3 protein-coding genes are annotated in these 3,975 nt (G+C 74.9%); all 3 read left to right on the forward strand.

Annotated elements, in window-relative coordinates; all coding sequences use genetic code 11:
* Positions 1-1,259, forward strand: a 1,259-nt coding sequence (gene lysA / locus D8M29_RS09275) for a diaminopimelate decarboxylase (RefSeq protein WP_127445926.1), incomplete at its 5' end; no start/stop codon positions are given.
* A 170-nt stretch (positions 1,260-1,429) separates the two neighbouring features.
* A complete protein-coding gene (locus D8M29_RS09280) occupies positions 1,430-2,752 on the forward strand; it encodes a homoserine dehydrogenase (protein WP_049147165.1) in 1,323 nt (440 codons plus the stop codon).
* Between the two features lie 3 nt (positions 2,753-2,755).
* A complete protein-coding gene (thrC, locus tag D8M29_RS09285) occupies positions 2,756-3,868 on the forward strand; it encodes a threonine synthase (protein WP_036313078.1) in 1,113 nt (370 codons plus the stop codon).
* Positions 3,869-3,975: the final 107 nt, after the last annotated feature.

Raw genomic sequence — 3,975 nt, forward strand, 5'->3', positions numbered from 1 at the left:
TCGCCCGCGCGTTCCGCGAGGGCTTCGACGCCGCGTTCGCCGACCTGTGCGGGGGAGCGGACGTCTACTACGCCGGCAAGTCCATGCTCACCCTCTCCACCGCCCGCTGGGCGGCCGAGGAGGGCCTGCGCGTGGACACCGCCTCCGGCGGCGAGCTGGCGATCGCGCTGGCCGCCGGCGTCGACCCGGCCCACATCGGCCTGCACGGCAACAACAAGTCGGACGCCGAGCTGCGCACCGCCCTCGAGGCGGGCGTGGGCCGGATCATCGTGGACTCGCTCGACGAGCTCACCCACCTGGCCGCGCTCGCGGCCGAGGTCGGCCGCCGCGCCCCCGTGATGCTCCGGCTGACCCCGGGCGTGCACGCGCACACCCACGACTTCATCGCCACCGCGCACGAGGACCAGAAGTTCGGCCTCTCCCTGGCCCCGGCCTCCACCGACCGGGACGGCAACGTGGCCGGCCGCTCGCCGGCCGCCGTCGCCGTGGCCGCGGCCCTGGCGGCCGAGTCGATCGACCTGCTGGGCGTGCACTGCCACATCGGGTCCCAGATCTTCGAGGCCGAGGGCTTCGGGCTGGCGGCCGGACGCGTGCTCGAGTTCCTCGCCGAGGTCAAGGCCGAGCACGGGGTGGAGCTGGCCGAGCTCGACCTCGGTGGCGGCCACGGCATCGCCTACACGGCCGTGGACGAGCCGCGCCCGGCCGCGGAGATCGCCGACGCCCTCGCCGACGACGTCCAGAAGACCGTCGAGCGCCTCGGCCTGAGGTGCCCGCGGGTCTCGCTCGAGCCGGGGCGGGCCATCTCAGGCCCCGCGGGCCTGACCCTCTACACGGTCGGGGTGACCAAGACCGTGGACGCGGACGCCCCCGACGGCGGCACGGCGGCCCGCCGCTACGTCGCCGTGGACGGCGGCATGTCCGACAACCCGCGTCCCGTCCTCTACGACGCCGACTACACCGCCGTCTCCGCGCGCCGCACCTCGGAGGCCGAGCCGGTGCTCTCCCGCGTGGTGGGCAAGCACTGCGAGTCCGGCGACATCCTCGTCCGCGACGTGTACCTGCCGGCCGACCTGGGCCGCGGCGACCTGCTGGCCGTGCCGGCCACGGGCGCGTACACGCACGTGATGTCCTCGAACTACAACGCGCTGGCCCGCCCGGCCGTCGTCGCGGTCTCCGGCGGGCAGGCGCGGGTGATCATCCGCCGCGAGACGCAGGAGGACCTGTTCGCCCGCGAGGCCGATCCGCGCCTCGCCCGCTGAGGACGCGGGCGCGGCGCACCCGGCCGCCGGCCTCGAGCCCGGGTGGGTCCGTCCCGCTCTGCGGACACCGAGTGTCGCGCGGTGGGACGGGCCGGGGCGCCGCGCTAGATTCGAGGCCAGCCGGGCCGCGCGGTCGCGCGGGCCCGACCCACCCTGGATCACGGAGGACCATGCCCCAGCACACCGACGCCCCCACCGCACTCAAGGTCGCCCTGCTGGGCGGCGGGACCGTGGGGTCCCAGACCGCCCGGATCCTCACCGAGGACGCCGACATCCTGCGGGACCGCGTGGGCGCCGACCTCGAGCTCACGGGCATCGCGGTGCGGGACACGGGCGCGACGCGCGACTGGCAGGCGGACCCGGCGCTCTACACGACCGACGCCGAGGCGCTCGTGGACGGCGCGGACGTCGTCATCGAGCTGATGGGCGGCATCGAGCCGGCCCGCACCCTGATCCTGCGCGCCCTGGCCGCCGGCACGTCCGTGGTGACGGGCAACAAGGCGCTGCTGGCCCAGCACGGCGAGGAGCTGTACGCCGCGGCCGCCGCCACCGGCGCGCAGCTCAGCTTCGAGGCCGCCGTCGCCGGCGCCATCCCGATCCTGCGCCCGCTGCGCGACTCCCTGGGCGGCGACCGCGTCACCCGCGTGATGGGCATCGCCAACGGCACCACCAACTTCATCCTCGACCGGATGGACTCCGAGGGGGCGGACTTCGACGACGCCCTCGCCGAGGCCCAGCGGCTCGGCTACGCCGAGGCCGACCCGACCGCCGACGTCGAGGGCCACGACGCCGCCGCGAAGGCCGCGATCCTGGCGACCATCGCGTTCGGGGCGCCGTACACACTGGACCAGGTGGCCGTCGCGGGCATCACCGCGATCACGGCCGAGGACAACGCCGCCGCCGCGGAGGCGGGCTACGTCATCAAGCTGCTGGCGATCGCCGAGCGCGGCCGCGCCGCCGACGGCGCCGAGGGCGCGGTCCTGCGCGTGCACCCCACCCTGCTGCCGCGGGAGCACCCGCTGGCCTCCGTGCGCGGGGCGTTCAACGCCGTCTTCGTGGAGGCCGACAACGCCGGCGAGCTCATGTTCTACGGTCCCGGCGCCGGCGGCGCCCCCACCGCCTCCGCGGTGATGGGCGACGTCGTCTCGATCGCCCAGCGCATCGTGCGCGGCGGCCCGGCGCGCCTGCGCACCCCCGTCACCGCCCTGCCCGCCCTGGACCCGGCCGAGGCCCACACCTCCTTCATGGTCGTGCTGCGCGCGGCGGACCAGCCCGGTGTGCTGCGCCGCGTCGCCGGGGTGTTCGAGGAGCACGGCGTCTCCATCGAGACGCTGCGTCAGGTCCCATCTGAGCGCGAGGACGCCCCCGGCGCGTCCCTGCGGCTGATCACCCACCGTGCGCGGCAGCGCGACCTCGACGCCACCGTCGGGGCGCTCGCCGCCCTGGACGTCGTCCACGAGGTCGCGTCCGTCCTCCGAGTCGAAGGGAACTGACCCATGGCCCACCAGTGGCGCGGCGTCGTCCGCGAGTACGCCGACCGCCTGCCCGTCACCGAGGACACGCGCGTGATCACCCTCGGCGAGGGCGGCACCCCGCTCATCCACGCCCCCCACCTCTCCGAGCTGGTGCAGGGCACCGTGCACGTGAAGTTCGAGGGCATGAACCCGACCGGCTCCTTCAAGGACCGCGGCATGACCATGGCGATCACCGCCGCCGTCGCGGACGGCGCGAAGGCCGTCGTCTGCGCGTCCACCGGCAACACGTCCGCCTCGGCGGCGGCCTACGCCGCGCAGGCCGGGATCACGTGCGCCGTGCTCGTGCCCGAGGGGAAGATCTCGATGGGCAAGATGTCCCAGGCCGTGGCCCACGGCGCGGAGATCCTCCAGGTGCAGGGCAACTTCGACGACTGCCTCGAGGTGGCCCGCAAGCTGGCCGAGAACTACCCCGTGTTCCTCGTGAACTCCGTCAACCCGGCCCGCATCGAGGGGCAGAAGACCGGCGCGTTCGAGGTCGTGGACACCCTCGGCGACGCCCCGGACTACCACCTGCTGCCCGTGGGCAACGCGGGCAACATCACCGCGTACTGGAAGGGCTACCGCGAGTACGCCGCCCCCTACGTGAACCCGCACGAGGGCGCCTCGGACGCCGAGCTGCCCGCGGTGGCCACGAAGACCCCCGTGATGTGGGGCTTCCAGGCCGCGGGCGCCGCCCCGATCGTCCAGGGCCACCCCGTGACCGACCCGGACACGATCGCCACCGCCATCCGGATCGGCAACCCGGCCTCGTGGGAGCAGGCCGAGGCCGCCCGCGACGAGTCCGGCGGGATGATCGACTCCGTCACGGACGAGGAGATCCTCGAGGCCCACCGCTGGCTCTCCGCGAAGGAGGGCGTGTTCGTCGAGCCCGCCTCCGCCGCCGGCGTCGCCGGGCTGCTCAAGCACCACGCCGCCGGGAACGTGCCGGCCGGCAAGAGCTGGGTCATCACCGTCACCGGCCACGGCCTCAAGGACCCGCAGTGGGCCCTGCGCGGCGCCGACGGCGCCGACGTGACCCCGCGCTCGGTGCCGTTCGACGTGGTCACCGTCGCCCAGGCCCTCGGCCTGAGCTGAGCCATGGCCGCACCGCAGCCGCTGGCGCCCGGGACCGCCGCGTCCGTCTCCGTCCCCGCCACCTCCGCCAACCTCGGCCCCGGCTTCGACAGCAGCTAGGGACATGC

The organism is Micrococcus sp. HSID17227 (assembly GCF_003989405.1).
GTDB lineage: Bacteria > Actinomycetota > Actinomycetes > Actinomycetales > Micrococcaceae > Micrococcus > Micrococcus luteus.

Bases quoted from the DNA above. Each gene is read 5' to 3' on its own strand.
- D8M29_RS09280 (WP_049147165.1), top strand. From the start codon at position 1,430: ATGCCCCAGCACACCGACGCCCCCACCGCACTCAAGGTCGCCCTGCTG.
- thrC (WP_036313078.1), top strand. From the start codon at position 2,756: ATGGCCCACCAGTGGCGCGGCGTCGTCCGCGAGTACGCCGACCGCCTG.